General features: G+C 60.4%; 24 protein-coding genes. 14 read left to right on the forward strand and 10 right to left on the reverse strand.

Annotated elements, in window-relative coordinates; all coding sequences use genetic code 11:
• The first annotated feature begins 25 nt into the window (after positions 1-25).
• From GWR55_RS14695 to GWR55_RS14705, 3 genes are all read left to right on the forward strand, one after another.
• The gene (locus tag GWR55_RS14695) at positions 26-361 is read left to right on the forward strand and encodes a PadR family transcriptional regulator (RefSeq protein ID WP_162402930.1); all 336 of its coding nucleotides are present in this window, start codon (positions 26-28) and stop codon (positions 359-361) included.
• Positions 358-3027, forward strand: a complete 2670-nt coding sequence (locus GWR55_RS14700) for an ABC transporter permease (RefSeq protein WP_162402931.1) — start codon at positions 358-360, stop codon at positions 3025-3027. Before GWR55_RS14695 ends, GWR55_RS14700 begins: the two co-directional genes overlap by 4 nt.
• Positions 3028-3096: 69 nt before the next feature.
• Positions 3097-5736, forward strand: coding sequence for an ABC transporter permease (locus tag GWR55_RS14705; RefSeq protein ID WP_162402932.1), 2640 nt, complete (start codon positions 3097-3099; stop codon positions 5734-5736).
• A gap of 9 nt (positions 5737-5745) precedes the next feature.
• Here GWR55_RS14705 and GWR55_RS14710 read toward each other — a convergent pair whose 3' ends face one another.
• The 5 genes from GWR55_RS14710 to GWR55_RS14730 form a co-directional block, all read right to left on the reverse strand.
• On the reverse strand, positions 5746-7239 hold the full coding sequence (locus GWR55_RS14710; protein WP_162402933.1) for a sialate O-acetylesterase: 1494 nt from the start codon (positions 7237-7239) through the stop codon (positions 5746-5748).
• 102 nt (positions 7240-7341) lie between these two features.
• Entirely contained in the window at positions 7342-8592 is a 1251-nt protein-coding gene (fabF, locus tag GWR55_RS14715) for a beta-ketoacyl-ACP synthase II (RefSeq protein WP_162402934.1), read from the reverse strand.
• 2 nt (positions 8593-8594) lie between these two features.
• Positions 8595-8837, reverse strand: a complete 243-nt coding sequence (locus GWR55_RS14720) for an acyl carrier protein (RefSeq protein WP_162402935.1) — start codon at positions 8835-8837, stop codon at positions 8595-8597.
• A gap of 146 nt (positions 8838-8983) precedes the next feature.
• Positions 8984-10471 carry a DNA recombination protein RmuC gene (rmuC, locus tag GWR55_RS14725; RefSeq protein ID WP_162402936.1) on the reverse strand — a complete coding sequence of 496 codons (1488 nt, stop codon included), beginning with the start codon at positions 10469-10471 and terminating at the stop codon, positions 8984-8986.
• 49 nt (positions 10472-10520) lie between these two features.
• Complete coding sequence (locus GWR55_RS14730; protein WP_162402937.1) at positions 10521-12122, reverse strand: alpha-L-fucosidase; 1602 nt, start codon at positions 12120-12122, stop codon at positions 10521-10523.
• Between the two features lie 139 nt (positions 12123-12261).
• On the opposite strand from GWR55_RS14730, the gene GWR55_RS14735 reads away from it, so the two are divergent.
• Complete coding sequence (locus tag GWR55_RS14735; protein ID WP_162402938.1) at positions 12262-13323, forward strand: VWA domain-containing protein; 1062 nt, start codon at positions 12262-12264, stop codon at positions 13321-13323.
• A 2-nt stretch (positions 13324-13325) separates the two neighbouring features.
• Here the strand turns inward: GWR55_RS14735 and folP are convergent, their stop codons facing one another.
• Positions 13326-14222, reverse strand: a complete 897-nt coding sequence (folP, locus tag GWR55_RS14740; RefSeq protein WP_202925513.1) for a dihydropteroate synthase — start codon at positions 14220-14222, stop codon at positions 13326-13328.
• Between the two features lie 455 nt (positions 14223-14677).
• Here folP and dacB point away from each other — a divergent pair, with 455 nt between their 5' ends.
• From dacB to GWR55_RS14765, 5 genes are all read left to right on the forward strand, one after another.
• Complete coding sequence (gene dacB, locus GWR55_RS14745) at positions 14678-16357, forward strand: D-alanyl-D-alanine carboxypeptidase/D-alanyl-D-alanine-endopeptidase (RefSeq protein ID WP_162402939.1); 1680 nt, start codon at positions 14678-14680, stop codon at positions 16355-16357.
• A gap of 144 nt (positions 16358-16501) precedes the next feature.
• Entirely contained in the window at positions 16502-17239 is a 738-nt protein-coding gene (locus GWR55_RS14750; RefSeq protein ID WP_162402940.1) for a sulfite exporter TauE/SafE family protein, read from the forward strand.
• Positions 17240-17414: 175 nt separating this feature from the next.
• Positions 17415-17759 (forward strand): cytochrome c, encoded by a 345-nt coding sequence (locus tag GWR55_RS14755; RefSeq protein ID WP_162402941.1) that lies wholly within the window; start codon positions 17415-17417, stop codon positions 17757-17759.
• On the forward strand, positions 17756-18157 hold the full coding sequence (locus GWR55_RS14760; protein WP_162402942.1) for a hypothetical protein: 402 nt from the start codon (positions 17756-17758) through the stop codon (positions 18155-18157). The genes GWR55_RS14755 and GWR55_RS14760 overlap by 4 nt, the downstream gene beginning before the upstream one ends.
• 24 nt (positions 18158-18181) lie before the next feature.
• On the forward strand, positions 18182-18574 hold the full coding sequence (locus tag GWR55_RS14765; RefSeq protein ID WP_162402943.1) for a hypothetical protein: 393 nt from the start codon (positions 18182-18184) through the stop codon (positions 18572-18574).
• Positions 18575-18603: 29 nt separating this feature from the next.
• Here the strand turns inward: GWR55_RS14765 and GWR55_RS14770 are convergent, their stop codons facing one another.
• Positions 18604-19182: an ABATE domain-containing protein gene (locus GWR55_RS14770; RefSeq protein WP_238398440.1), complete on the reverse strand. Its 579-nt coding sequence runs from the start codon at positions 19180-19182 to the stop codon at positions 18604-18606.
• A gap of 203 nt (positions 19183-19385) precedes the next feature.
• Here GWR55_RS14770 and GWR55_RS14775 point away from each other — a divergent pair, with 203 nt between their 5' ends.
• Together GWR55_RS14775 and purU are read left to right on the forward strand one after the other, a co-directional pair.
• Positions 19386-20288 (forward strand): alpha/beta fold hydrolase, encoded by a 903-nt coding sequence (locus GWR55_RS14775; protein ID WP_162402944.1) that lies wholly within the window; start codon positions 19386-19388, stop codon positions 20286-20288.
• A 106-nt stretch (positions 20289-20394) separates the two neighbouring features.
• Positions 20395-21258, forward strand: a complete 864-nt coding sequence (gene purU, locus GWR55_RS14780; RefSeq protein WP_162402945.1) for a formyltetrahydrofolate deformylase — start codon at positions 20395-20397, stop codon at positions 21256-21258.
• A gap of 36 nt (positions 21259-21294) precedes the next feature.
• On the opposite strand, the gene GWR55_RS14785 is transcribed toward purU, so the two are convergent.
• Positions 21295-21879: a TetR/AcrR family transcriptional regulator gene (locus GWR55_RS14785; protein ID WP_162402946.1), complete on the reverse strand. Its 585-nt coding sequence runs from the start codon at positions 21877-21879 to the stop codon at positions 21295-21297.
• Positions 21880-22002: 123 nt separating this feature from the next.
• Between GWR55_RS14785 and GWR55_RS14790 the strand changes: the two genes are divergently transcribed.
• Both GWR55_RS14790 and GWR55_RS14795 read left to right on the forward strand, forming a co-directional pair.
• A complete protein-coding gene (locus tag GWR55_RS14790; RefSeq protein WP_162402947.1) occupies positions 22003-22974 on the forward strand; it encodes an SDR family NAD(P)-dependent oxidoreductase in 972 nt (323 codons plus the stop codon).
• Positions 22975-23116: 142 nt separating this feature from the next.
• Positions 23117-23980, forward strand: a complete 864-nt coding sequence (locus GWR55_RS14795) for a TIM barrel protein (protein WP_162402948.1) — start codon at positions 23117-23119, stop codon at positions 23978-23980.
• A 19-nt stretch (positions 23981-23999) separates the two neighbouring features.
• Here the strand turns inward: GWR55_RS14795 and GWR55_RS14800 are convergent, their stop codons facing one another.
• Positions 24000-25241: a hypothetical protein gene (locus tag GWR55_RS14800; RefSeq protein ID WP_162402949.1), complete on the reverse strand. Its 1242-nt coding sequence runs from the start codon at positions 25239-25241 to the stop codon at positions 24000-24002.
• 88 nt (positions 25242-25329) lie between these two features.
• On the opposite strand from GWR55_RS14800, the gene lipA reads away from it, so the two are divergent.
• On the forward strand, positions 25330-26265 hold the full coding sequence (lipA, locus tag GWR55_RS14805; protein WP_162402950.1) for a lipoyl synthase: 936 nt from the start codon (positions 25330-25332) through the stop codon (positions 26263-26265).
• 15 nt (positions 26266-26280) lie between these two features.
• Here lipA and GWR55_RS14810 read toward each other — a convergent pair whose 3' ends face one another.
• Positions 26281-26694, reverse strand: a complete 414-nt coding sequence (locus GWR55_RS14810; protein ID WP_162402951.1) for a hypothetical protein — start codon at positions 26692-26694, stop codon at positions 26281-26283.
• Positions 26695-26741: the final 47 nt, after the last annotated feature.

Genomic DNA, 26741 nt, shown 5'->3' on the forward strand with positions numbered 1-26741 from the left:
CTTGTCGAATATCGAGGGGAGAAACATGCCGCCATCGTCCGATCTTCTGCAGGGAACGCTCGACCTGCTTGTCCTGAAGTCGCTGGCTCTTGAACCGATGCATGGCTGGGGGATCGCCCAGAGGATTCAGCAGGTCTCGCAGAACGTTCTGCAGATCGGGCAGGGGTCGCTCTATCCGGCGTTGCACAGGCTGGAGTACAAGGGCTGGATCGAGGCGGAGTGGGGAGAGTCTGAGAACAATCGGAGAGCGAAGTTCTACTCGCTGACGAAGGCGGGCCGTAAGCAATTAGCGACAGAGCTGGAGAACTGGGATCGCCTGACCTCTGCGATCGCCCTTGTGCTGAAGGGAGCGCAGGGATGAGCCGCCTCGCGGGCTGGTGGCTTCGTCTGAAACACCTTGTGCTGCGCCGCGAAGAGCAGGATCTCGATGAGGAGCTTGTCTTTCATCTTGACCGGATGACCGAAGAGTACATCGCCAGCGGTATGCCTCCTGCCGAGGCGCGTCGACAGGCGAAAGTTGCTTTTGGTGGAATTGAGAAGTCCCGGCAGCAGTGCCGCGAGACGAGGCCGGGAGTCTGGATCGATCGCCTGACTCAGGATATGCGATATGCTTTGCGCGGCTTTCGGCGCAATCCGCTATTTACGCTGACGATTCTTGCAACCCTGACGATCGGGATTGGAGCGACGACGGCGGTCTTCAGCGTGGTGGACAGGATCCTGTTTCGTCCTCTTCCTTATGTCCATGGAGACAGGATCGTCTCGACAGGGATGGTGCATTCGCTGGAGACGCAGGCGTTTCTGATGGGCAACGCTTTTTATGAGTGGCGCGATCATCAAAAGCCTTTTGAAGCGTTCACCTCAACCAGTACGGGAGCGCGTGAGTGTGATCTAACGGAACGGAATCCGTTGCAGCTGCATTGCGATGCGGTCGAGGGAAACTTTCTTTCGACGTTTGGAGTGGTCCCGGTAGCAGGCCGAGACTTTTTGCCGGAAGAGGCTCGTCTGGGCGGTCCGCAAGTGGCGCTGATCTCCTATCGGTTCTGGTTGACGCGATACAACCTGAGTCCAGCGATTTTGAACAAGACGATCGAGGTCGATGGAAATCCTGTTCGCGTGGTTGGAGTGCTTCCTAAAGAGTTCGAGATGCCTCGGCTTGAGGATGTCGATGTTATTCGTCCCCTGGTGATCGATGAAGTCGCAGATCACAAGGCGAACGGAGGCTATGGAACTCCCAGGAGGGTCTTTGCGCGGCTCAGGCCGGGAATCACAGTGGAGCGGGCCAGGTCGGAACTGGCGCCGCTCTTCCACAGTGCCCTGGAGCCGATTCCTGTATCTATCCGGAAGGATATCCATCTCAGTGTCCGTCTCCTGCGCGACGTGCAGATGCAGAACGTGCGGCTGATGGGATGGGTCTTGTTCTGGTCTGTGATCGCTGTGTTGATGATCGCGTGCGCGAATATTGCTGGTCTGCTGGTGGCGCGGAGTGCAACCCGTCAGCGAGAACTTGCCGTGCGGGTCGCGTTAGGCGCGAGCCGAGGCAGATTGTTCCGTCAGGCTCTGACGGAGTCCCTGCTGCTCTCTTTTGCGGGGGCCATGACGGGATGTTTGTTTGCGATGGGGTTGTTGCGGGTGCTGATTGCGCTGGCGCCTCCGGGAATCCCTTACATGGATCAAGCCGGTCTTGATCTGAGAGTGATTGGCTTTACGATTCTGGTTTCCCTGCTCTGTGCCGTGGCGACGGGGTCGGTTTCCGCGTTGATACAGCCTCATGCGGAGCTGTTGGCTGGCCGTACAGAGACGAGCGTCTCGCGAGCCTTCATCCGGCAGTGGCTGGTTGCGGGGCAGATTGCTGCAAGCGTGGTCTTGTTGGCGATTGCGATTTTGCTGGGGCGAAGCTTCCGTAATCTCGAGAGCCAACAGACTGGTATGCAAACAGAAAATGTGGTGACGGCAAGTATCACGCTCGGGCAGCGGGATTATCCGACGAGAGAAAGAGGCTTTCAATTCTTCGATGGATTGAAGACGCGATTGGCTTTTGGACCCGGAGTGAATGCAGTTGCGATTACCGACTCCCTGCCTCCTGCGGGAGGGAGTGGTGGAAGCCGAATGGATGAGATTGTTGTCGCGGGCAGGCCCCCTATGGTCAAGGGAACCGGAAAGGTCGCAACTTCTCGTTGGATCTCACCTGGCTACTTTGAGGTACTCAATATTCCCATCGTGCGCGGAAGGGATTTTAACGAGGAGGATGTTACTTCAAGTGACCATCCTCTGATTTTGAGTCATGCGCTGGCTGCATTTTTATTTCCGAACGGGAATGCCCTCGGACAACGCATAAAGCTCGATGATATTACCCCAAACAATCCCTGGCGTACGGTAGTAGGGATTGCAGCCGACGTAAAAAATGACGGTCTTGCCGGTGAAGAAAAACCTGAGTATTACAAGCTACGGCGGAACCACTCCGATGGCTGGGATGCCAGCGGATTCTGGCTTCGAACAGGAATTCTGGTAGTTCGAAGCTCGGCTCCCAACGCGGTGATTGCACCGTGGATTCGTACTCAGGTTGCCGAAGTCGCTCCCGCGCTGCCGGTAGACATTGCAACGATGGAGACGAGAGTCAGCAAGCTGGCGGGCCAGCCGAGATTTCAGTCGATGGTGGTCGGCTTCTTTGCTGTCGCAGGACTTGCGATGGCGGTGATCGGGCTCTATGGCGTGCTTGCGTTCCTGGTGGCGCAGCGCGAACGGGAGATTGGTGTGCGCATGGCGCTGGGCGCCAGCCGTCAGGAGATTCTGCGGCTGGTGATGGGGAGAAGTCTCCGGATGATCGTCTGCGGACTGGTGGTGGGGCTTGTGCTTGCGCTAATGGCTTCACGTGCACTCTCGCACATGCTGTTTCACGTCGGTCCGTGGGATCCGGCAACTTATCTGACGACCATCGCTCTGCTGGTTGCAGTCGGTCTTCTTGCAACGTGGCTGCCTGCACGGGTGGCCTGTCATGTCGATCCGGCGGTCGCTCTCCGCGCCGAGTAGATCGTCCGGCGTTGTGGTAGAGACTGGCCTGGAGGAAATTGGGCAGGTGCAGTACTAAGGAGCGTAGCGATGAGTCGACTGGCTGGCTGGTGGCTTCGTCTGAGGCACTTTGTGCTGCGTCGCGAAGAGCAGGATCTCGATGAGGAGCTTGCGTTTCATCTGGACCGAATGACCGAGGAGTACATCGCCAGCGGTATGTCTCCCGCCGAGGCGCACCGGCAGGCGAGGATTGCCTTCGGCGGGGTGGAGCGATCCCGGCAGGAGTGCAGGGAGAGTAGACCGGGATTTTGGATAGAGGTGCTTGGGCAGGATGTGCGCTATGCGCTGCGCGGCTTTCGGCGCAATCCTGTGTTCACGCTGGCCGTAGTGCTGACGATGATGCTGGGGATTGGAGCGACGGCGGCGGTGTTCAGTGTGGTGGACAGAATTCTGTTTCGTCCGTTGCCCTATGCGCAGGCGGACCGGCTGGTGTCGGTGGGACTTGTGGCGCCGGTAGAGCCACAGGAGTTTATGTTGGGTGGTTCTTACTATGAGTGGAAGGATCATCAGAGACCGTTTGCGTCGCTGACACAGGAGACGGGGGTTTCGCCGTGTGATCTGACGGAGGAGCGTCCGATGCGGCTGAGCTGTGCCGGCGTGGAGGCAAATTTTCTTTCGACGCTAGGCGTGACGCCGATGCTGGGAAAAAGTTTTACGAAGGAAGAGGATCTTCCGAACGCTCCGAAGACAGCATTGATCTCGTACAAGCTGTGGCAGGTCAGGTTTGGAAGAGATCAGGATGTGCTGGAACGGTTGATCAAGATAGATGGTGCGCCGGTGCGGGTGATCGGTGTCTTGCCGAAGGATTTCGAGATGCCGCGGCTGCAGGAGATGGATGTCATGCTGCCGTCGCAGCTGGATGAGACGGCGCAACGGAGAGCCGATCCAGGAAGGCCGATGTGGGCTTTCGCGCGACTAAAGCCGGGAGTCACGGTAGAACAGGCAAAACAGGAGTTACAGCCGGTCTTCGATTATTCGTTAAAGCTGGCGCCAGCGCCGTTTCGCAAGGAGGTGCATCTTGCCGTGCGTTCGCTGCGCGACCGGCAGATGCATGATGTGCGCCGGGTGGCAATTGTGTTGGTGCTGCTGGTGGCAGGGCTGCTGTTGATTGTTTGCGCGAATGTGACAGGTTTGATGCTCGCACGGAGAGCGGCGAGAGAGCGGGAGATTGCAATGCGGTCGGCGCTGGGGGCGAGCCGGATGCGGCTGCTCCGCCAGGGGCTGACGGAATCGCTCTTGCTTGCGGTGATCGGTGGAGCGCTGGGGTGTGGGCTTGCGGTGCTGCTGTTGCGGGTGTTTGTGGCGGCGGCGCCGGAGGGTGTTCCGATGCTGAGCAAAGCGCGTGTGGACCTGCGAATCGCAGGAATGATGCTGGCGGTTTCGGGAGTGTGTGCAGTTGTCGCGGGACTGGCTACTGCACTGCGCAAACCGAACTCCGAGGCATTGACGGGAAGGGCAGGGACAGCGCGATCTTTTGCGCGGCTAAGGCAATGGCTGGTGGTGGGACAGATTGGGACGAGCCTGGTTCTGCTGGTGGGTGGCGGGCTGCTGTTTCGCAGCTTCATGAAGCTCGAGCACCAGCGGCTGGGGATGGAGACGGAGAGAGTGGTGACGGCAAGCCTGTCGTTGGGCCAGCGGATGACGCCACAGCAAACGATGGCGTTCTATCGCGAGTTGGAACGGAGGATGAGGTACGAGCCGGGAATCATGGCCGTGGCGATCAGCGACACGCTGCCGCCGGGTGGCTTTCACCACGATCAGATCTATGCGTCGATCGCAATCGACCATGGGGAGAGACCGGCGAGCGGAACAGGAGGACGCGTAACTTGGCGTTGGGTGACTCCGGAATACTTTCGTGCGCTGAATATTCCGATCATCGCGGGAGAAGGATTTACCAGCTCGGAGAGCGAGTCGCAGCAGGGTTTTGTCGTGCTGAGCAGACGGCTTGCGCAAAGGATGTTTCCCAAGGAGAGTGCAGTAGGGCATACGCTTCGGCTGGCAGGATGGGGAACGGAGAATAATCCGCGATACACGGTGGTGGGGGTTGTGGAGGATGTCAAGAACGCGGGGTTGAGGGGTGGCGATGAGCCTGAGTATTACAGGCTTTTGGGCAGTCATGCGGAAGACTGGAGCCGTGGTTCCGCAGTGATTCTAACAACGACACTGCCACCGGATGCTGTAAAGCGATGGTTGGAAGAACAGGTTGCGGCACTGGATCCGACGGTTCCGGTGAAGGTGCAGACGATGCAGGAACGAGTGAACAGAATGGCGGACCGTCCAAGGTTCGAAAGTCTGCTGGTGGGGTTCTTCGCAACGATTGGTCTGCTTTTGGCGGTGATTGGACTCTATGGGGTGATTGCGTTTCTGGTTGCACAGAGGACGCAGGAGATTGGCGTGCGGATGGCGCTGGGAGCAGCGCGGGGGGATATTTTACGGCTGGTCATGGGAAGAAGTCTGCGGTTGATTGTGGCAGGAGTAATTGCAGGACTGCTGGCTGCGCTGGCCGTGTCGAAGATCCTTACATCGATGCTGTTTGGTGTGGGGTCACGCGACCCTATGACGTATAGTTTGGCTACGCTGTCATTAGTGGTGGTGGCGCTGGCCGCGACTTTGGTTCCGGCGCGGTCAGCAAGCAGGGTCGATCCCGCGGAGGCCTTGCGGAACGAATAGTTTGCGTATCTACGGAACCGGCGACGATGTGAAGGTCGAGGCCGGGAGCCCGGCGCCGTTGTAGAGATTTGCCTGCGGGAAGTTGCGCCAGGCGTAGCGGACGTACCGCGGCTCGGGTACGGACGGGCTGCTGGCGATCACGCGGTCCCCTTCAATGTGCGCCTGTGCCGGGACGAACCTGCCGTCGGCGCCTGCGACCTCGAATCCTTCGACGGCGCCTTTCGCGGTCAAACCCTTCGCGTGGGTGAACCACACGTGCATCGCGCCCTCCTGCGGATAGGCAAGTTGGAAGAGCGGTCCGGATGCGATGAGGTCTTCGCCAAAGACCATCTGGCGGGCCAGCAGGGAGAGCCGCTCACCGACGATCTGCTTGTTGGCAGGATGCACGTTGTGCTCGTTCCCGGCGTCGATGGTGACTGCCATGCCGGTGTGGACGAGCGAGAGGGTGCGCCGCTGCGCATCGCGCAGCAGACCCCAGTTCTCCTGCGGGGTGCTGGCATAGGCCGAGATCTGAACGAAGAGGAAGGGGAAGTCACCCTGCTGCCACTCGCGCCGCCAGTCCTGAATGAGAGATGAGAACAGATGGTGATAGAGGTCGACGGTGTCGAGGGAAGCGTTGCTCTCACCCTGATACCAGATGACGCCCCGGATGGGGAGCGGTGTGAAAGGGGCGACCATGGCGTTGAACAGCCCTGCCGGCTGCCAGGAGTCGGGATCGGGGTGCCACGGACGCGGCGGCAGCGATGTGTTGCCGGCCTGCCGGGCCTCGCGGTCGATCTCATCGAGCCTGCGCTCATTGCTCTCGCGATCCATGTGCCAGGCGCGTGAGGCAAAGACCGGCATCAGCGACGCGTCGGTGGCGATTCCCGCGAGGCTCATCCACGCCTCGGCAGGCGTGCCTCCCCATGTCGAGTCGATCAGCCCGATGGGAACATCCTGATGCTGCTGCAGGTCGCGTGCGAAAAAGTAGGCGACGGCAGAGAAGTTGCGCGCGCTCTCCGGCGTGCAGACCGACCAGCCCGTAACGCTTTTGGGTTCGTCGAGAGCATAGGAAGAGGAGTCTTTGGCGACGAGCAGGAGCCGGATCTTCGGATGATCGGCCGCGGCGATCTCTTTCGCGGCGTCCTTGAGAACGGCGTTCGGGAATCCGGCCAGCGGCATCTCCATATTCGACTGGCCCGACGCAAACCACAGGTCGCCCAGAAGTACGTCGTCGAGCCGTATGGCATTGGATGCCTGCACCTGGATAGTGAATGGACCTCCGGCAGGCTGCGGCGCGAGGTAGACGCTCCATCGGCGGGTGATGTCGGCCGTCGTGCTGGCGCTGGCCCCGTTGAGCGATACGGTGACCTTCTCGCCTGGATTGGCGTTGCCCCAGATGTGGATGGGCATGTCGCGCTGCAGGACCATGTGGCTGGAGAAGATCTTCGGTAAAGAGGCCTCGGCACATGCGGCGGAAGGAAGCGTGCAGAGCAAAAGGAGCAGAAGACAGCGCAGGTTCATGGACATCTCCGGACGCCAACCTTTATACCGCGCGAACGCGATTTAAAGAGAGAAAGAGCACGGAAGATTTCCGTGCTCTTTCGTCTGAAGAATGTTGCCTGACTATTCTGTCCAGCGTTTAAAGACCAGCGAGCCGTTGGTTCCACCAAAGCCGAAAGAGTTCGAAAGAGCATAATCGATCTTTGCGGACTGAGGTTTGTTGGGAACGTAGTTGAGCCGGCACTGCGGATCGGCCTCTACGAGGTTCATCGTAGGAGGTGCGATCTGGTTCTGCATGGCCATGATGGTAATGCCTGCCTCAAGGCCGCCAGCGCCGCCGAGCAGGTGCCCGGTCATGGACTTCGTCGAACTGACAAGCAGAGTTCCGTTCTTGGCGCGCTCGCCAAAGACATTCTCGATGGCCTGTGACTCCAGCGCATCGCCGAGCGGCGTGGAGGTCGCGTGAGCGTTGACGTAGTCGATCTGGTCGGGGGAGATTCCGGCAGACTTGAGTGCGTGCTGCATCGAGCGATAGCAGCCCTCGCCTTCAGGAGCCATCCCGGTCATGTGGAAGGCATCGGCGGAGAGACCGTAGCCGATAATCTCGGCGAGGATCTTCGCGCCACGCGCTTTGGCGAACTCCAGCTCTTCCAGGATGAGAATGCCGGCGCCTTCGCCGACGACAAAGCCGTCGCGGTCCTTGTCGAACGGACGGCAGGCATGAGTCGGATCCTCGTTCCGGGTTGAGAGAGCCTTCATCGCGGCAAATCCGCCAACCCCCATGGGCGTGATGGCCGCTTCAGTGCCTCCAGCGAGCATCACGTCGGCATCGCCCCGCTGAATAATGCGGTAGGCATCGCCGATGGAGTGGGCGCTGGTGGTGCACGCCGTCGCCGTGGCCTCGTTGGGTCCCTTGGCGTTGTAGCGGATGGAGACGTGTCCTGCAGCGAGATTGACGATGGAGCCGGGAATAAAGAACGGCGAGATCTTGCGGGGCCCGCCGGCGAGCATGGCGCTGTGTTCCCGTTCGATGACATCGAACCCGCCGATGCCGGAGCCGATGTGGACACCGACACGGTCTGCGATCTCGTTCGTGACCTCGACGCCGGAGTGCTTCATCGCCTCTTCCGACGCAGCCAGAGCAAAGTGGATAAAGCGGCCCATCTTGCGGGCCTCCTTCTTATCCACGAACTTCAGCGCGTCGAAGTTCTTTACCTCCGCCGCGAAGCGCACGGGATGCCCTGTGAGATCGAAAGCCGTGATCTCGGCCATTCCGCTTTTGCCGGCCATCAGACCGTCCCAGACTTCGGGCGCGGTGTTTCCCACCCCGCAGATCAGACCGAGGCCGGTTACAACGACACGACGTTCAAGCATGGTTACTTCGCCTTCTGGTTCTTCTCGATGTATTCAATGGCATCTTTGACGGTCTTGATCTTCTCCGCATCCTCATCGGGAATCTGGATGTCGAAGGCCTCTTCGAACTGCATGACGAGCTCGACTACGTCGAGAGAGTCGGCGCCAAGATCCTCCTGAAAGCTTGCGCCGGGGGTCACTTCGGCCTCATCGACCTGAAGCTGCTCGACAATAATCTGCTTCACCTTTTCATCAACTGCTGCCATGTCGTTCTCCTGTATATCTCTAAAGGTCAAAACCGTGCGTTCGCGAAAGCCGAATCTCCGCGCAGGCCAATCTCAAGCATACTGAGGGCCTAGCAGAGTGTAAAGCAAACCGGGGTGCGGAAACACGCCGGTCCAGGGATGAATTTTCACTCTTCTTCGGCGCCTGCCGCGAGAAAGGTGGAGATGCCGGCAGCCTGATCGAAGTCGATCAACTGCGCGCCGGGAAGGGACCGGTCCGTCTCACCCACCTCACGAAGCGTGCGGTTAATCGCGCGGGTGCGGACTCCGAGTTTCTGAATCGTGTTCTGCACGGTTCCGACCTGGCCTTCCATCTTTGTCATAAGGACTTCGAAGGTACCGAACTCCTTCTTCGCGCCTTCCAGAACCTTCCAGACCTCGTCTCCCTTTTCCTGGATGGCGAGCATATGGAAGCCCATCTGGAAGCTCGTGAGAATCGCGGACAGGGTGCTGGGTCCGGCGATGGTCACGTGGCACTTCGACTGGATCTCCGCCTGCAGGGCGTCGCGACGCATTACCTCGGCATATAGACCTTCGGTTGGCAAAAACATAATGGCGTGGGGCGTCGTGCGCGGCGGATGGATGTATTTGGAGCAGATGCGGTCGCCCTCGGTCCGGATGGCAGCCTCGAAGGCCTTTCCGGCTGCGGCGATCTGGTCGGAATTCCCGCTCTCGTAGGCGGCCTCCAGGCGCTCCCAGTCCTCGCGGGGAAACTTGGCGTCGATCGGCAGCAGCGTCTCGCCGGAGTGGCCCGGAAAACGCACGGCAAATTCGACCACCTCAAGCGAGCCTTCCTTGACGCGCGCGTTGCGGATGAACTGATTGGGCGCCAGCATCTGTTCCAGTAGCATACCCAGCTGAACTTCGGCGAATCCGCCACGCGACTTCACATTGGTGAAGATACGGCTCAGGTCGTTGACGCCATCCGACAGCTTTGTCATCTCCCCCAGTCCGCTGTGGACCTTGTTGAGCTGATCGGTCACCTGGCCAAAGCTCTCCGTGAGCCGCGTCTGCAGGGTGTCGTTCAGCTTCTCATCAACGGTCTGCCGCATCTTCTCCAGTTCTTTGGAGTTGTCCTCGTTCAGTTTGTTCAGGCGGCTCTCGACGGCGTTTCGCAGCTGCTCCTGCAGGGCCGTGTTGCTCTGCATCAGGTCGCTGAGTTTTTTGTTCAGGGTCTCGCGCAGCTCGATATGCTGCGAATTTGTGTCGGTGGTAAAGCGGCCGATACGTTGCGAGATTGCATCCATTTGCTCCAGCACGGCGCTGCGCAGTTTATTGTCCGAATCCTTGTTATCGGAGCGGAAACCGGAAAGCCCCTCCTGCAGCAGACGGCTCAGTTCGGCAATATTTTGCGTCACCTCGCCCCGCAGATTACCGAAGTCCTTTGCGCTGGCCTCCCGCGTCCGCTGCGCCTCGGCGGCAATATCGTTGCGCATCTGCGCCATCGATTCGCGCACGCCGCGGTCGAGCGCCTCGCTGCGGGCGTCCATGCGCGTCAACTGATCGGGAATCTGCGCCATGCGCGGATCGACGGCAGGAGCCTGCTGCCTGCGGGTGAGCAGTACAACGATGGCGACGAGCGTGAGGACTTGAAGGGCGATCAGGATAGTCAACATTTCGTCTTTCCTTCGCCAAAGGATACCACCGCTGAAGGCGCGGGTTTCCTCAGGCTGGCGTAAGTCCAATCGGCAGCGTGCCCTCAAAGCGAAGCACGTACGGAAGCTGGCTGCCGCGTTTTCCTTCTGGAAGAGTGAAGACCAGCCCGTCCGCGGTCTGGCGGAACTTCACCGGCTGCGCTTGCTTCCCGATCAGCGTGACGCGCTCCATCTTCGCGTGCGAAGCGGAGAGAGAACGTATCGTCCCTTCTGCCGACGGAGCCACATACCCGATGGCGTAGAGCTTTCCGTCTTTGGTCGTAAATCGGAAGTCTGCTTCGGTGTAAGGCTTCTGTTCCTCTGCCTTCACGTGCGGCCAGTCGAGGATGCCGGTCGAGCGGCCCTTCCAGTCGCCATTCGGCACTGCCGGCACTGCCGGACCTTCGCCGGGACGGATCCATGCGCGCGAACCGTAGATGGCCTCGCCGTTCTCCCGCAGCCAGTCGCCTAGCGTGCGCAGCGATTGCTGCTGATCGTCGGGGATGGAGCCGTCGCCCTTGGGCGATACGTTCAGCAGCAGGTTGCCTCCGCAGCTGGCCACGGCCATCATTTGGTGGATCAGCGAAATACCGCTGGCGACCTTCAGCCCCTCGATGTAGCCCCAGGAGTTTCCGATGGGCGTATCGCACTGCCACGCGCCTGCGAAGGGCCACTTGGGTGCGTGGTGCGTGCCTTCGAAGTCCTGCACGGTGGCGTAGAGGAACGCGTCGTCCTTGGTGGCCAGCGTAGCCTGGTAGCCGCGTTCGTGGGCCCGATTGTAGAGATACGCCGCAGCCCGAAGCTTCACCTCGTCATAGGCTCGTGGATTCACGCCGTTGTCGAAGTAGAGAAGCTGTGGAGAAAACTTGTCCACCAGCTCCTGGACCCGCGCGAGCCAGTCCATCTGAAATGCTCTGGAGTTGTTGCCGCTGTTGAACTCCTGGTCGATGGGCGGCCCATAGAACCCTGCGTACTTTGGATCGAACTGATCGGTCTTCAGCCCTTTTGCCGGATAGGCAAAGTAGGCGTGCTCCATGCGGTGCGACGAGAGCCCGAAGATGAAGTTCTGCCTGCGCGCCGCTGCGGCCAGCTCGCCGGTCAGGTCGCGCTTTGGACCCATCTTGCCTGCGCACCATGGCGTCAGGGCAGAGTCGTACATGGGAAAGCCGTCGTGGTGCTCCGCGACCGGGACAACATAATTCGCCCCTGCTCGTTTGAACAAAGAGATCCATTCATCGGCGTGATAGTTCACCGGCTTGAAGAGCGGGATGAAGTCCTTGTAGCCGAACTTGTCCTGTGGCCCATAGTGCTCCGCATGCCAGCGAATGCCCTCGGCGTCTTTGTACATGTGCCGCTCATACCACTCGTTGCCGTGCGCCGGGATGCTGTAGAGGCCCCAATGGATGAAGATTCCGAACTTGGCCTGGTTGAACCATGCCGGAACCGTGTAGGTGTCGCGCAGCGACCCCCACGTGGGTTGAACGGGTCCGGTGAGATCGGGCTTCGGGGTGGCGTAGGCATCGGGAGCGCCGACCGGTGCGCCCGTCTGGAAGGCATGCAGGTTGCGGGGCAGCAGAGAAGAGGCAGCAGCAAGAGAGGAGGCGGCGAGCATGCGCCGGCGCGAGATCGGCATGTCAGCCACTTTACTGCATTGGGGTAAGCCGTTGGGGCACAAAAGATAAGAGCCCCATGAAGGCTGTACGCCATCTAAAGGAAGCGGGCTGCAGAAGTGCAGAAGATTCGTGGATTGCTTCGGCAAAGAGGAGAGCGATATGTCTGCAGTGAACTGCCGTCGTCTTTATCCGCTATGTGCCGTACTGTTCCTCGTCATTCTGCCGTCCCTGCAGGCGCAGGAAACTCTGCCTTCACCGCAGCCTTCGACGGATAGCAAAGAGCAGAAGCAGATCACATTGGATGTGGTCGTGACCGCAGGCTCAGGCTCGCCTGTAGCGGGTCTGACGCAGAGCGATCTTCAGGTCCTCGACAACAAAAAGCCACAAACCATCACTTCGTTTGCTCCGTTGGGCAAGGAAGCGCCCGCAGAGGTGCTGCTGGTGTTGGACGCGATCAATGCGCCCTTCACCGCAGTCTCGAGCGAGCGCGACCAGATTCTCCGCTTTCTGCGTGCTCAGGGAGAACATCTGCCTGTGCCGACGTCGCTTGCTGTCGTAACGGATACCAATATCTACGTGCAACCCACGTCTTCGACCGACGGCAACGCCCTCAGCTCTGCCCTGGAACGGCACGCGCTGAGCCTGAGGATGCTTCGGCGCTCGACCGGGTTTTACGGCGCAAGCGAGCGCGCCAATCTGTCGCTGCATGCGCTGACGCAACTGGCCGCACGCGAGGGAGCGCGGCCGGGACGCAAGCTGATCTTCTGGATCTCGCCCGGCTGGCCGCTGCTGAGCGGACCCGCTGTCTCCCTGACCGCGACACAAAAGCGGCAGATCTACGCGAGCGTCGTGCAGATCACCACACAGCTTCGCCAGAACCGGATCACCCTCTATGCGCTGAATGCATGGGGCGCGGCGGAGTCGTTGATCCGGAGCGAGTACTACCAGGGATTTATAAAGCCCCTCGTCAAACCCTACGAGGCCGAGATCGGAAACATGGCCCTGCAGGTCTTCGCCCGGCAGAGCGGTGGTCTCGTCGTCAATTCAAACGACCTTGGCGGTCTGTTGAAGCGGGCGCTTGAAGATACATCGGCGTACTACGAGATCGTCTACGACAGGCCTGCGACAGAACTGACCGATGAATTTCATCCGGTCGAAGTGCACGTCGACAGGCCCGGCCTCACCGTGAGAACAATCCACGGCTACTACTCCCGGCCTTGATCTTAACTGCGAGGCAGAATCCTGTCTGCGACTGAGGCAGCTTCAACGGCAGGCTGGACATCGTGGACGCGGAGAAGGTGCGCTCCTGAGAGGATGGCCGCTACATTCGCCGCAGTCGTCGTCGTGGCGTCTGCAGCACGTGTTGAGGAGACCCCAATCCGCCGAAGTCCCTGCGTAAGGAAGCTCTTGCGCGACACGCCCACCAGAATGGGAAGACGCAGACGATGCAGCGCGGAGAGATTCGCCAGCAGAGGATAGTTTTCTCCCAGTCGCTTACCGAAGCCGAAGCCGGGATCGATGACGATGCGTGCGCGATCGACACCCGCATTTTCTGCGGCGGCCACATTCGCCTCCAGTCCGGTCATGACGAGAGGAACAACCTCCTCTTCGGAGAGCGGAGGAAGGGTGCGCCACTCCGATGGCCTGCCGCGCGCATGCATCAGGACCACCCCGCAGGCGAGCCGTGCACAGGTGGAGGGCATCGCGGAGTCCCACTGATGGCCGCTGACATCGTTGACGATCTCGGCGCCTGCCTCGATGGCGAGTCGCGCCGTGGAGGCATGAAAGGTATCGATGGAGACGATGGCGGAAGGCCGCTCACGAAGAATCGCATCCAGCACAGGAAGCACGCGCGACTGTTCTTCTCCCTCGGAGACAGGCGTGGCGCCGGGCCGCGTTGACTCCCCGCCGACGTCGATCATATCGGCTCCTTCGTCCAGCATGGCGAGTGCGTGTTCAAGCGCGCGTTGGGACGCATCCTCCGGAGTAAAGAAGTGGCCTCCGTCGGAGAACGAATCCGGCGTCACGTTCAGGATTCCCATGACGAGCGTGCGGTGTCCAAGCTGAAGCGAACGCGTTCGCAGCTTCCATTCGTACCGTGGACGGGGGGCGAAGGCCATGCTGCGATTCTAGGGTGTATCCACATGGGTCTCAAATCATGGTGGTCCCCAGGAATGCATCCCTGCGGTTCGATTGGATTACGGCAGGCGATGAGAAATGCATTCATGCAGGTCGATTCGGATCCGGCAACCCTTGTCGCCCTTTATCGGACACGGCAACCCTTGCCGTCCCTTAGAGGGTGTCATCCTGAGCGAAGCCCAAAGGGCGCAGTCGAAGGATCTGCGGTCTTACCGCCTCAGTCACCATCCCACACCACAGATCCTTCGACTGCGCTTCTCGCGATAAGGCCGCGAAAAGCTTCGCTCAACGACTGTCTTTTGGGTAATGGATAAGGATGACGCCGCAGAGAGTGCCCAACAGATCGAAGCAATAATGCGATGCATCTCTGGAGCGATGCTGTTCCGTGGGGAAAAGAGCACGGGCAAACCGGTAGAAAATGCTAGACTGCGCCCATATGAAGACCACCTGTGCTGCGGCCCTCGCGGCAGCCATCTTTCTTGTGTATCCCTCCATAAGCACGGCACAGAAGCACGCCGGCGCGAAGCAGCAGGCATCGAAGAAGGCAAGGCGCCAAGAGAAGCCGTCGAAGCTCGCCGCGCAGATTGAGGCTGTGCTGTCCCAGCCGGCGGTGGCCCGGGCGCACTGGGGCATCAAGGTGACGTCGATGGACGGCAGGGCGATCTATTCGTTGAACGAAGGTCAGCTCTTTCAGCCGGCGAGCAACACCAAGATCTTCACCACCGCGACGGCGCTTGCTCTTCTGGGCCCGCAGACGACGTTTACGACGAAGGTGATTGCAAAAGGAACCTTCAGCTCTCCGGGCAGGCTTGCAGGAGACGTCGTCCTGGTAGGAGCCGGGGACGCGAACCTCTCCGGCCGCTCCATTCCTTATGTCCCTCCTGCGATGCGGCCCAAAGTTGCACCCGGACAGGAGCCATCGCCCGGACCGGCAGCGCTTCGCTACCTCGAAGAGATGGCCGATCAGGTCGCAAAGACTGGCCTGAAGGTTGTCAACGGTGACATCGTCGGCGACGATACGCTCTATCCGTGGGAGCCCTATCCGCAGGACTGGGCAATCGACGATACGGTGTGGGGCTATGGAGCGCCGATCTCGGCCCTCACCATCAACGACAGTCAATTAACGATGACGATTACTCCGGGCAGCGCGCCGGGAGTACCGGCGTCGGTCATGCTAGACCCCATCGCTCCCTACTACACGGTGGATATGTCGGCTCTGACGACAGGCCCGGCTCGCAGCGGCAATCACCTACAGATTGAACGTTCCGTCGGTTCAAAAGTTCTACGGGTTTACGGCTCGATCGCCGTAGATTCCTCGCCGGAGGAAGAAGAGATCGCGATTCAGGACCCTGCTGAATACGCTGCAGCGGCACTGAAGTCGATGCTCGAAGCTCGAGGCATTCTCGTCACTGGCATTGCTCGTGCGAAGCATCGCATCTCCAGCGATGACCGGGGATTCCTGCAGGCATCGCGTGAGGCGATTCCGAATATGGACTGGAGCAGGACATATCCACCTGCGGCTCCAGCCTCGGCGTGTACCGGCAACTGCGGAGCCGTACCGGAAAGAGTTCTGGCGCAGCACATCTCGCAGCCTTTGATTGAAGATATGGTTGTCACCAACAAGGTCAGCCAGAACCTGCATGCGGAGATGTTTCTGCACAACGTCGGCGCGGCGGTCCTCGGGGATGGCTCAACCGTCAATGGAGCACGCGTGGTGCGGGCATTTCTGACCTCGCGTGCCGGCGTCGATCCCGATGACTTTGTCTTCTTCGATGGCTCCGGGCTGAGCGGACACGACCTGGTCGCTCCTCGCGCCACCGTGCGGCTGCTGCAGTTCGCCAGCACCCAGTCGTGGTTTGCAGACTGGAAACGAACCCTTCCCATCGGCGGAGAAGACGGTTCGCTGGTGGCCCGGTTCGGAGGGTCGTCGATGAAAGATCGCGTCTTCGCGAAGACGGGCACGCTGAGCGAGGCTCGCGCCCTGAGCGGCTACATCGACTGCGCCAGTGGCAGGACGGTGATCTTCTCTATCATGGTCAGCGCACACACACCGGGCTCCAGCGCCGACCGCATTGCGATGGACAGAATTGTGGAGCTGATCGGTGCTGCAGAATAGCGGCTTCGAATCGCATGGCGACACCTAAAGAAAAGCGGCCCTAAGCTCCAAGGATCAAGCGGATTCGTCGACGAAGAAGAATTAAAATCATGAGATGAAGAGAATCCTCCCGGTCGCTCTGCTGTTCCATCGTCCGGCTGCCAGATGAGCGCAACTACGGTTGAGATCCTCGCGGTCATCTTTGTCGCTACCTTTGTACGGTCGGCCTTCGGCTTCGGCGAGGCTCTCGTGGCCGTTCCTCTGCTGGCCCTCTATCTTCCCATCAAGGTGGCGGCGCCGCTGGCCGTGCTGATCTCCATCACCATCGCGGCGGTCGTCGTCGTGCAGGACTGGCGGAAGATCCACTTCCGCAGCACGGGCTGGCTGTTCGCCTCGACACTGCTCGGAATCCCGCTCGGCCTGCTGCTGCTGACCAGCACGCACCAGCGGGCGGTCAGGGTAGTCCTTGCGGTGGTCATTCTCGCGTTTTCTCTCTACTCCCTTATAGGTCGCAGGCCACCGGAGCTGAAGCGCGACAGTCCGCCCTGGCTGTTTGTCTGCGGATTCTGCGCAGGGGTTCTGGGCGGAGCATACGGCATGAACGGCCCTCCCCTGGTCATCTACGGAGCCATGCGCCGCTGGTCGGCGCAACACTTTCGCGCTACCCTCCAGGGCTACTTCCTCCCCGCAAGCCTCGTCGGCATGGCCTCGTTCTGGGTGGGTGGCCTCTGGACCCGCACCGTCAATCACTACTACCTGCTCTGTCTCCCCGTGCTGCTGCCTGCGATCTGGCTCGGCAGGGTCGTCAATCATCGCCTGCACGGGGACGGCTTTCTGCGCTACGTCTACCTGGGGCTCATGGCGATCGCCGTGCTGCTGCTCTTCCAGCCGGTACGCGGCTAGTGAGTGCCAGATAAAGCTCTGCATGGTCGATATGACTTGTTGGCTTCGCCACACTTTCCGAGGTGTCATCCTGAGCGAGCGCAGCGAGTCGAAGGATCTGCGGTCGGGATGTTCGCCCAGCCAACCGACCGCAGATCGCATCCTGACCTCCTTCAGGGTGAGAGAATTAACCTCAATGAAGCGAATCTGCCTTTTGTCCCTTCTGGCCTGCGGATTGGCCGGGTGTAAATCGATCCCGCCACCGACGCCGCTCGACCAGCTCAACGCCCAGCAGGCGAGCGGTCACCAGGTCTTTCAGGCGCACTGCCAGGTCTGCCATAACGACCGCACCAACGCCCCCCTTGCAGGTCCTTCGCTGCGCGGGATCTTCAAGAAGCAGTATCTGCCCAGCGGCGCGGCGGCCACCGATGAGCGCGTCTCCGCTACCATTCTTCACGGAAGGAACATGATGCCGGCTCTGGGCAATGAGATTGACACCCAGGATCTCAACGACCTGCTGGCCTATCTGCACACCTTATGAGCGACGAGATTCAGGATACGGAGAAGAAAGAACAGGAGATCCAGCGGCTGCAGGCCCGCGCCGGCGGCATGTTGCCCGGCATTGCGGGCATCGCGATGTTCATGATCTTCATGACCATCCTCAACGCCTTCGCCGCTCTGCGTGGAACCTTTGGGGCCACCACTGCCAAGTACAGCGTGCTTGCCGTTTGCACGTTGCTCGCGATCGGTGTCTTCGGCCTGCTGCGGCTGAAGAAATGGGGATGGGCCATTGTGACCGCGGGCTGCCTGCTTCTCAGCTCCGGAGACTTTTATTTTTTCGAGAAGACCAAGGTGGGCTTCTTCCTCGTTCGCGCCCTTCTGGTCCTGGTCTTCTTCCTCTACCTGGTCAGGACATCGGTGCGCGACCGTCTGCGATAAAACGCTGCAACAGGGGTGAGCAAAATGCCGGGACAGAGCGTACCTGAAGTCTGCATGGCGGGCACCTTCCAGTCGCACGGGGGCGTAGCCCTTCTGGTCACCATCGTGGGCGTGGCTGCCGCGGCCATCTGCTTGGCGAAGGGAGTCCAGTGGCTCCGCGAAGACGCCGAGTGCAGGCGTCAAAACCTGTCAGTGACTTCGCATTACGCTGCGAAAGGCTGGCTGCTCGGGCTATGGCTCCTGGTGCCGCCGGCGTGGCTCTACGTCGAAGACATCTTCCTCTTCCGCCACTTCGGCAAGGCCGCCTGCTTCGACCAGTTCCGCTACGCCCAGCAGATCGTGATGCACGGCTGGACCGTCTTCGTCGCCGTTCTCGCTCTCGTCTACTTCGGCCGCGAGATCGCCGGGCGCGACTAGCCCTCCTCCGCATAGCTCTTCTGAATCGGCTAGGCGCGCTGTCTTTCCCGGAAAGCCTCGACCTTGTGACGATTGCCGCACACCTGCATGCTGCACCAGCGGCGGCGATGGCTCTTGGTGCGGTCATAGAACCACAGGATGCAGTCCTTGCCTTCGCAGGGACGCACCAGGTCGAAGTCGCCCGTCGCCAGCAGGTCAGCAGCCGACTCCGCAATGGGCGATAACACCTGCCGCAGCGTCTGCGCCGGACGATGCCGCTCGATCGCGAAACCTTTGCCCTCCGCTAAAAGCTGTGGATAGCTGATCGCATTAGCGAGAAAATTGTTCAGCGGCGCAATGTCAATCCGCTTGCCTGCCTTCCGCTTCAAGACCAGCGTCCGCAGCATCTCGCGCAACTCACGGGCTTCGAGCAGAAGCGCACCGCGCTCTATCTTCGGGTGCGCGTCAGGGGACATCCCGGCCTTCTCCAGCCAGTAGAGGACATCTTCATCGCTTCCCAGCATGTCGATCGGCGTTCCCGCAGGCGCAGCGATGGTGTTCAGGAAGTCCATCACCGGATGGTCGGCAACAAAGATCGGCGGATTTTCAGGAACATGCGGCACGGACACTCGGCCTCCCGAGGCTCTGGGCGGCAGCCTGGTGATCCCGGCTGCCCCATACTTTGCATTGTAACCATTGAAATAACTTTTGAAAAGTTACATCCGGCGAGAGTCCGCATGCATCTGTAACCACAATTGCCTAAATTGTCTGGTTACAGCTTCGCCTCTGTCCGGTCTTCCAGAACCCTCTCACCACCCCAAAGGAGCCTCCAATGTCCAGCACCGCCGCTAACGCCAAATCGGCCGTCTCCCTTCCCGTCGTCTCGACCCGCACCATCCAAGCCGATGGTGTCGAAGTCTTCTTCCGCGAGGCAGGCGATCCCTCCGCACCTGCCATTCTCTTGCTGCACGGCTTTCCCACTTCATCGCTGATGTTCCGCGAGCTGATCCCGAGGCTTGCGCAGCGGTATCGTGTCATCGCTCCCGACCTTCCCGGCTTTGGATTCACCAGCGTTCCCGCGGAGCGCAACTACACCTACACCTTCGAGTCCATCGCGACGACGATCGGCGCCTTTACGGAGGCCCTCGGCCTCACCCGCTTTGCGATCTACATCTTCGACTACGGTGCTCCAACCGGCCTGCGCCTCGCGCTCAAGCATCCGGAGCGCATCACCGCCGTCGTCTCGCAGAACGGCAATGCCTACCTCGAGGGCCTTGGCGATGCATGGGACCCCATCAAGGCCTACTGGAAGGAGCCGACCCAGGAGCATCGCGACGCCCTGCGCGGAGTGTTGCAGTCTGACGCAACGAAGTGGCAGTACACGCACGGAGCCCCTGCCGACCGTGCAATCGATCCCGCAACCTACACGCTTGATGTCGCCCTGATGCAGCGCCCCGGCAACGCCGACATCCAACTCGATCTCTTCCTTGACTACGCCTCCAACCTCAAGCTCTACCCTGCGTTCCAGGAGTACTTCCGCGAATATCAGCCGCCCACGCTAGCCATCTGGGGCAGGCACGATTCGTTCTTCATCCCTGCCGGCGCAGAGGCCTACAAAAAGGACAACCCCGACGCGACCGTTACTCTGCTCGATACAGGGCACTTCGCGCTCGAGACGCACGTCGAGGAGGTCGCCGCGGCCATCGACGATCTCCTCGCCCGCGCAACCCGCTGAACCCGATACTCCGCCGCCAACGCACACGGAATTTAGAATGGTTCCGTGTGCGCCGGCGAGTTCATTCTGCCGGCATCCCTTGCAAGAAAGATGCTGCCGGTCTTCCATGAAAGATTCTGCTGTACTGCTGATTACCTGCCCCGATCAGAAGGGCCTTGTCGCTGCCGTCTCGGGTGAGCTCTACCGCTTCGGTGCAAACATTATTCACGCCGACCAGCACCGCGATCACGACGCTGGCCTCTTCTTTATGCGCGTCGAATGGGCGCTCGGGGGAGAGGGCGAGCCTGCCTTCGATATCGAGGCCTTTCGCAATGCGTTCGCGCCCATCGCCCGGCAGTACAACATGGACTCGCAGCTGCACGTTAGCGGATCGAAGCCGCGCGTGGCCATCTTCGTCTCGCAGCATCTCCACTGTTTGGCTGATCTTCTGCACCGCCACCAGATGGGCGAGCTCGACTGCGTGATTCCGCTGATTATCAGCAACCATACCAACGGCGAGCCGCTGGCCCGTTTCTACGGCATCCCCTTCCATCATGTTCCACTCAGCACGGCGAACAAGGCTGAAGGGGAAGCAAAGCAGTTTGCCTTGCTCCAGGACGCCGCGGTGGAGCTGGTTGTACTGGCACGCTACATGCAGATCCTCTCGCCAGAGTTTGTGCGTCGTTATCCCTCCGCCGTCATCAACGTGCATCACTCATTCCTTCCAGCGTTTATCGGGGCACGGCCGTATCACGCGGCGCACAAGCGCGGCGTCAAGCTGATCGGCGCCACCAGCCACTACGTCACCGAGGAACTGGACGACGGCCCCATCATCGAACAGGACGTTACCCGCATCTCGCACCGCGACCAGGTCGAAGACCTCGTCGCCCGGGGCCGCGACCTCGAGCGCATGGTGCTTTCACGAGCCGTGGCATGGCACCTGGACCGCCGCATCCTGCGCTACGGGAACAAAACCGTCATCTTCGACTAAGGTGCGGCTCACGCGCGGGCATTCAGGATGCGTGCCTCAGGGGGTCGGACGTGAACCCAGGATCAGGATGTCCACCATCTTTTTCGCACTCTGCGGCCAGTCGGCAACAGGGGCCACATTGGAAATCCCAGCCAGCGCACGTAACAGGTCCAGCGGGTCGAGATCAGGCCGCAAATCGCCGCTCTCGACTGCTCGCGTAACCAGCCTGTTGATTGCTCCACGGATTAACTCTCCGGAACTTTCCATCACCTTAGGAGAACTGCCAGCCATCGTGTTTAGCGCCGGCACGATGATCAGCTTCGTCGCCATGTAGTCGACGAAGAGCCCCATCCACTTCCGCAAAGCGTCGACGGGCGGCATTGTGGTTGCAAACTCTCTCTCCGCAGCCGCCAGCTTCTCCACCTCGGTGCGGTAGACGGCCTCAAGAAGAGCCTCGCGCGTCGGAAAGTGACGATACAGTGTGCCCGGTCCCACTCCGGCCTGCCTCGCAATGTCGTCCAGACTCACATCTGCTCCAAAGCCTGTAAAGGCTGCGCGGGCAACGTCGAGGATTCGCTCGCGGTTACGCAGCGCATCCGCGCGCGGCTTTCTCGATGGGGTTTCATGAGAGTCTTGGGACATGGGTCTTGTAAGCGGAGACATTCTCCGTTTATTATTTGTTTTGCGGAGACAATCTCCGTTTTATCCCAGCGTCTCCCGCCAGTCAACGGCGCGAAACGAAGTCGGGATCAGGAGGAAAGCAAAATGACGAACGTATTTGGCGCTAAGTCCACGACAGATGAGGTACTTGCAGGAGTCAACCTCAAAGGAAAACGAATCCTTGTAACCGGAGCATCTGCCGGCCTCGGCGTCGAAACCAGCCGCGCCCTCGTCGCGCACGGGGCGGACGTCGTCGGTGCAGTCCGCGATCTGCAGAAAGGCGAGGCCGCCACGGAAGAAGTACGTAAAGCAGCGAAGTCAAGCGGTGGCAGCTTTCAGCTGATTGAGCTCGACCTTGCTGATCTGGCAAGCGTTCGCGCCGCTGCCGACAAGCTGAACGCAAAGGGCGAGTCCTTCGACGTGATTATCGCCAACGCCGGGGTAATGGCGACGCCGTTCGGCAAAACCAGGGACGGATTCGAGACCCAGTTCGGAACCAACCACCTCGGTCACTTCGTCTTCGTCAACCGCATCGCCAAGCTGCTCAAAGACGGAGGGCGCCTCGTAAATCTCTCCTCGGCTGGCCACCGCTACTCCGACGTCAACCTCGACGACCCTAACTTTGAGAAGACCGAGTACAACCCATTTGAAGCCTACGGTCGCTCGAAGACGGCCAATATCCTCTTCTCCGTCGGCTTCGATAAGCGTTACAAGGGCAGGGGAGTTCGAGCTACCGCTGTTCATCCCGGCGGCATCTACACGGAGCTCGGCCGCCACATGTCCGAAGAGCAGTTCGCAGGTCTCCTCGAAAACGTAAATCGCCAGCGTCGCGAGGCTGGTCTGCCCGACTTCGAATTCAAGACCATCCCGCAGGGCTCAGCCACCAGCGTCTGGGCGGCCGTCGTCGCCCCCGCCGATGAGGTCGGCGCCCACTACTGCGAAGACTGTCACGTCGCCAGCATCGTCGAGCCCTCAGACAACGTGTTAGCCGGCGGCGTCTACCGCTATGCGGTCGATCCGGAACGCGCCGAAGCTCTCTGGCGTAAGAGCGAAGAGATGGTCGGAGAGTCGTTCTAACCCCGTTCGTACTCAATCCCGACAAACGACATCGCCCATCTCCGTGCCTCCGGGGGATGGGCAGTCGTGCAAAAGCTGCTACCGTTGGATGCCCAACCCCATCCCTCTCACCCCAACCTGCAACTCGGTTACAGTGGATCGCATGCTCACTCGAAGGAATCTCGTCGGAATTCTCGCCTCAGCCACCCTGTTTCCGAAAGTCGCCCTCGGGCAATCGTCATCGCTCGACGACCGTTTCTCCGTGATGATCTGGGTGCTTCGCAAGCGCGCCAGCTTCGAGCAAAACCTTGAGACCGTCGCGAAGGCGGGCTATAAGCACATCGAGCTCATCGGCGAGTTCTGGCAGTGGTCCGAAGCCGACCGCGAGCGCTACATGGCGAAGATGGCGCAGCTCGGCATCACGATCGATGCCACCACCGGCATGAAGCTCGGCTTCGCCGATCCTGCCGTGGGCGACGCTTACATCGCCGAGCTGAAGAAGCTGATCGTCGCTGCCAAACAGGTGAAGTGCAATCGCCTTATCCTGATGTCCGGCAAGGTGCTGCCTAATGTAGGTGACGAGGGCCAGCGCGCCGCCTCTATCGCTACTCTCAAACGCGCAGCCGAGGTGCTGGAATCCGAAGGCATGGACGCTCTGCTGGAGCCCATCGACCGCCTCGAAAACCCCACCTACTGGATGGATGGCGTGGAGGAGGCCGCGACCATCACCCGCGCCGTTGGCAGCCCGCGCCTCAAGGTGCTCTACGACTTCTACCACGAGCAGCGAACCCGCGGAAACGTCATCGCAAAGCTCGAAAAGGTCCTCGATCAGGTCACCCTGGTGCACATCGCCGACGTACCCAAGCGCAGCGATCCCGGCACCGGCGAGATGAACTACGCCAACATCTACCGCAAGCTGAAGGAGCTGAACTACAAGGGCATGATCGCCATGGAGTTCTACCCCCAGGCCGATCCCGAAGCTGCACTGCGCAAGGCGCGCACGGAGGCCGAAAGCATCCTCGCCTAGCTGTCGTCTGGGCCTTAGCTCAGGAGGCAGGAAGTTCCGGCGGCGCAACCTCTGTTACCTTCAGCGGGGTCTCGTTCACGGCATTGCCCTTTCTTCCCGCGGCCATGCTCAGGACGCGGTGCGCGTAATCGGCGACCATGTTCACGCCTTCAGCATATTGCATGTTCGGCTTGATCCTTCCGCCGTTGTAGGCTCCCACTGCCTTGGCTGCGTCGCCGTGAAAGTAGTCCAGCAGATTGCGCAGCAGCAGCCCTGCATACGTTGTCAGGACGTGCGAATCCACCTTGTCCAGATCCAGCTTACGCGGCGGCCGCAGGCGCGCCGGAAGCTTCGAGTAGTCGCGCTTGTCTTCCAGGTAGAGCTTGTGCGCATACCGCAGCGTCTCGCGGGTGATCTGCCACGGCCCCTGCGAATAGTTGCTGACCAGCACACGTCCCTTGCGGCGCTTCAGCACAATGTCGCCAGGCTCGGCATGCCGCTTCCACACCGAGTGGGTCAGGTCGCCGCGCACATCCATGTAGTTGTTCTCCATCGCGCCGATCCCCAGCAGCATGCTCAACGGAATGTCGTAGAACTTCGCCACGTCGATCATGTCGGCCGCGAACTGCAGCGACTCTTTTTCCGACAGAACCTTCTCCGTCGGCACAATCTGCTCGCGTGCCCGCTTGTCGGTGGAGTTCTTGAACAGGATGAAGGTCGCCACGGCTGATTGCAGCTGACTTGCGGGCAGCTCCAGCAGCTTCTGTTTCACCGGCTGCTTGTACGCGGCATCGAACAGCGCCGTCTGCTTCCTCCAGTTCTCCAGCTCCGACACCGGAGGTGAATCCATCGAGTAGCGGTCGATAAACCGCTCGATCCTGAGCTTCGACAACCGCCTTCCTGATGACAGCAGATCGTTCGGCAGCACCAGATACAGGTTGTAGACGGGCTTCTGTTCAACCTCCTTCGAGGTCATCAGGACCTCCGCGCCTCGCACGGCAGGAACACCGGCCAGATACTGGAAGCGAAGATATGCCGTCAGCTCGTCAGGGTATTGGCCCACCAGCCCCACCAGGTTGCCGTTCGGCATGGAGACAACCGTCTCGCCATCCAGCACCCGCGCGATCGGAAGCGCCGTGTGGTCGAACTTCGGCATGGGAAGTACGCGGAATCGATACAGAAACCATCCGCAGGCCGCGACCAGCAGCAGGGAGTAAGGAACAGCAAACAGGAGCAGGTAGAGCGTGCGCCTTGTATGTCGTTCGTCGCGGCCGGTATCCATCGTGCTCCCTTTTGCGCGACACCAGATTACGGACCCGGCGACGGAAATGGCGAACAGGAGGGAACCTCCAGATACAATAGAAAACGAGATGACGCCCGTATCCGAGCTGGTCCAGATCGACCTTTCGCCCCGGAAGCCCGCGCCCAAGCCGGCCTGGCTGAAGGCGAAGGCTCCCATGGGCGAGACCTTCCACAATCTCAAGAAGATGGCGCGCGACCTGAACCTGCACACCGTCTGCGAGAGCGCCCACTGCCCCAACATCGGCGAGTGCTGGAACCAGAAGGCCGCGACCTTCATGATGCTCGGCAACCTCTGCACGCGTCGCTGCGGTTTCTGCGCCGTGCCCAAGGGCAAGCCCGAGCCCATCGACCTCGACGAGCCGCGCCGCGTAGCCTACGCCGTCGCGCAATTGGGCCTCAATCATGCCGTCATCACCAGCGTGAACCGCGATGACGACAACATCGGCGCAGCACAGGCATTTGTCAGTGTCGTCGAAGAGATTCGCGCCCAGGCACCCGGCTGCCGCGTCGAGATTCTGACGCCCGACTTTCAGGGCAACGAAGAATCGCTCCGGATGGTCGTCGGTGTGCGCCCCGAGATCCTGAATCACAATATCGAGACCGTGCCGCGCCTCTATCGTGTGGCCAAGTCCGGTGGCCGCTACGAGCGTTCGCTGCGCTTCCTCGAGCATGCAAAAGAGATTGCCGCGGAGATGTTCTCAGACCGCGAAGGCGACCAGATCGTCACCAAGACCGGCATTATCGTTGGGCTGGGTGAGGAGATGCACGAACTGCTCTCCGTCTTCCGCGATCTCGCCGACCGCAAGGTCGACATCCTCACCATCGGGCAGTACCTGCGCCCCTCGCGCGACCACCTGCCGATGGCCCGCTACTACACCCCGGAGGAGTTCGCCTTCCTGAAGCATGAGGCGCTGGCGATGGGATTCAAGCACGTGGAGAGCGGCCCGCTGGTGCGCTCCAGCTACCACGCGCAGGAGCAGGCCGAATCGACCGGGCTGGCCTGATACTCCAGCCCCGGTCTATGCAGTTTTGCGCTTGCTTTTGTTCTTCTTGTAGTTCTCGAGATCCTCAGCGTAATCCAGAACCGTGCCGCGGTACGGCGAAGGCATGGCCTTGGGCACTGTCTCCAGCACCGAAGCCGCCGCCGCTTCCACGGGCGCTGCTGCGGGAGCTTGGGGAGCCTCGGAGATCTCCTCCGGGCGAAGCGATCGGGGAAGCTCAGAGGACTTGAACTCGATGCCCTCCTCGATCATCTGCTGGGCCTTGCGAACCAGCAGGTTGCGCTTTGCGGTCATCTTGCCGATCGATTCTGAACGCGCGTCTTCTGAGGCGAAGGTCTCATGGTTTTTAAGATGAGCCAGCTTGCGGTCGAACAGATCGATCTCTTCGTGCAGCGATCGCAGTTGATACTTCCCTGACGGAATTACGGGCATAAGGTCCTCCATGAATCCGTGTCATGCCGAGTTGCACACAAGAGTTT

It is taken from the genome of Edaphobacter sp. 12200R-103 (assembly GCF_010093025.1).
Classification (GTDB): domain Bacteria; phylum Acidobacteriota; class Terriglobia; order Terriglobales; family Acidobacteriaceae; genus Edaphobacter.

Bases quoted from the DNA above. Each gene is read 5' to 3' on its own strand.
- GWR55_RS14695 (WP_162402930.1), top strand. From the start codon at position 26: ATGCCGCCATCGTCCGATCTTCTGCAGGGAACGCTCGACCTGCTTGTC.
- GWR55_RS14700 (WP_162402931.1), top strand. From the start codon at position 358: ATGAGCCGCCTCGCGGGCTGGTGGCTTCGTCTGAAACACCTTGTGCTG.
- GWR55_RS14705 (WP_162402932.1), top strand. From the start codon at position 3,097: ATGAGTCGACTGGCTGGCTGGTGGCTTCGTCTGAGGCACTTTGTGCTG.
- GWR55_RS14710 (WP_162402933.1), bottom strand. From the start codon at position 7,239: ATGAACCTGCGCTGTCTTCTGCTCCTTTTGCTCTGCACGCTTCCTTCC.
- fabF (WP_162402934.1), bottom strand. From the start codon at position 8,592: ATGCTTGAACGTCGTGTCGTTGTAACCGGCCTCGGTCTGATCTGCGGG.
- GWR55_RS14720 (WP_162402935.1), bottom strand. From the start codon at position 8,837: ATGGCAGCAGTTGATGAAAAGGTGAAGCAGATTATTGTCGAGCAGCTT.
- rmuC (WP_162402936.1), bottom strand. From the start codon at position 10,471: ATGTTGACTATCCTGATCGCCCTTCAAGTCCTCACGCTCGTCGCCATC.
- GWR55_RS14730 (WP_162402937.1), bottom strand. From the start codon at position 12,122: ATGCCGATCTCGCGCCGGCGCATGCTCGCCGCCTCCTCTCTTGCTGCT.
- GWR55_RS14735 (WP_162402938.1), top strand. From the start codon at position 12,262: ATGTCTGCAGTGAACTGCCGTCGTCTTTATCCGCTATGTGCCGTACTG.
- folP (WP_202925513.1), bottom strand. From the start codon at position 14,222: ATGGCCTTCGCCCCCCGTCCACGGTACGAATGGAAGCTGCGAACGCGT.
- dacB (WP_162402939.1), top strand. From the start codon at position 14,678: ATGAAGACCACCTGTGCTGCGGCCCTCGCGGCAGCCATCTTTCTTGTG.
- GWR55_RS14750 (WP_162402940.1), top strand. From the start codon at position 16,502: ATGAGCGCAACTACGGTTGAGATCCTCGCGGTCATCTTTGTCGCTACC.
- GWR55_RS14755 (WP_162402941.1), top strand. From the start codon at position 17,415: ATGAAGCGAATCTGCCTTTTGTCCCTTCTGGCCTGCGGATTGGCCGGG.
- GWR55_RS14760 (WP_162402942.1), top strand. From the start codon at position 17,756: ATGAGCGACGAGATTCAGGATACGGAGAAGAAAGAACAGGAGATCCAG.
- GWR55_RS14765 (WP_162402943.1), top strand. From the start codon at position 18,182: ATGCCGGGACAGAGCGTACCTGAAGTCTGCATGGCGGGCACCTTCCAG.
- GWR55_RS14775 (WP_162402944.1), top strand. From the start codon at position 19,386: ATGTCCAGCACCGCCGCTAACGCCAAATCGGCCGTCTCCCTTCCCGTC.
- purU (WP_162402945.1), top strand. From the start codon at position 20,395: ATGAAAGATTCTGCTGTACTGCTGATTACCTGCCCCGATCAGAAGGGC.
- GWR55_RS14785 (WP_162402946.1), bottom strand. From the start codon at position 21,879: ATGTCCCAAGACTCTCATGAAACCCCATCGAGAAAGCCGCGCGCGGAT.
- GWR55_RS14790 (WP_162402947.1), top strand. From the start codon at position 22,003: ATGACGAACGTATTTGGCGCTAAGTCCACGACAGATGAGGTACTTGCA.
- GWR55_RS14795 (WP_162402948.1), top strand. From the start codon at position 23,117: ATGCTCACTCGAAGGAATCTCGTCGGAATTCTCGCCTCAGCCACCCTG.
- GWR55_RS14800 (WP_162402949.1), bottom strand. From the start codon at position 25,241: ATGGATACCGGCCGCGACGAACGACATACAAGGCGCACGCTCTACCTG.
- lipA (WP_162402950.1), top strand. From the start codon at position 25,330: ATGACGCCCGTATCCGAGCTGGTCCAGATCGACCTTTCGCCCCGGAAG.
- GWR55_RS14810 (WP_162402951.1), bottom strand. From the start codon at position 26,694: ATGCCCGTAATTCCGTCAGGGAAGTATCAACTGCGATCGCTGCACGAA.